Annotated in this window: 1 protein-coding gene; it reads left to right on the forward strand. The window is 44.4% G+C overall.

Translation table 11 applies throughout. The annotated features are described in order from the left end of the window. A partial coding sequence (locus ADIWIN_RS11245; RefSeq protein WP_040757111.1) for a neutral/alkaline non-lysosomal ceramidase N-terminal domain-containing protein occupies positions 1–490 on the forward strand: 490 nt, incomplete at its 5' end. Positions 491–511: the final 21 nt, after the last annotated feature.

A 511-nucleotide genomic window follows, 5' to 3' on the forward strand; every position in this document is an offset into this window, starting at 1 on the left:
TGAAATCACACCATCAGAAGCGGGTTACCCTCATTATAGAGGGCCGAGTACAGGGGCACACGATCCATTGTTTGCTAAAGCAGTGGTATTTGAGCAACAGGACGAAAAAGTGGCTTTAGTGGTAGGAGATCTTTTATGGGTTGAAAGAGACCTGTCCGTAAAGGCGAGGATGCGAATTGAAGCCGAAACCGGCATACCTTTTCAAAACATTATAATAGCGGGAACTCACTCCCATACCAGCCCAGCTTATCATCCCAATATCAGAGAGCTAACAGGGACTCTAAGACCTCCATTTGATCAGCAACATGATACTGGCAAAGAAGATTCCTATCCCCAGGAATTGGAGGATGGTATCGTAAATGCGGTGATTAAAGCATATGAGCAAAGGGAAGAAGTAGTACTGGAAGTGTTTGGTGAAGAAGTAAATGACCTGGCCTTTAACAGGCGGTTTATCATGAAAAATGGGAAAGTTGATCACCAATCCAGGTAGACGCAATCCAATCTATTAGGG

Source organism: Winogradskyella psychrotolerans RS-3, from assembly GCF_000427335.1.
In the GTDB taxonomy this organism is placed as follows: Bacteria; Bacteroidota; Bacteroidia; order Flavobacteriales; family Flavobacteriaceae; genus Winogradskyella; species Winogradskyella psychrotolerans.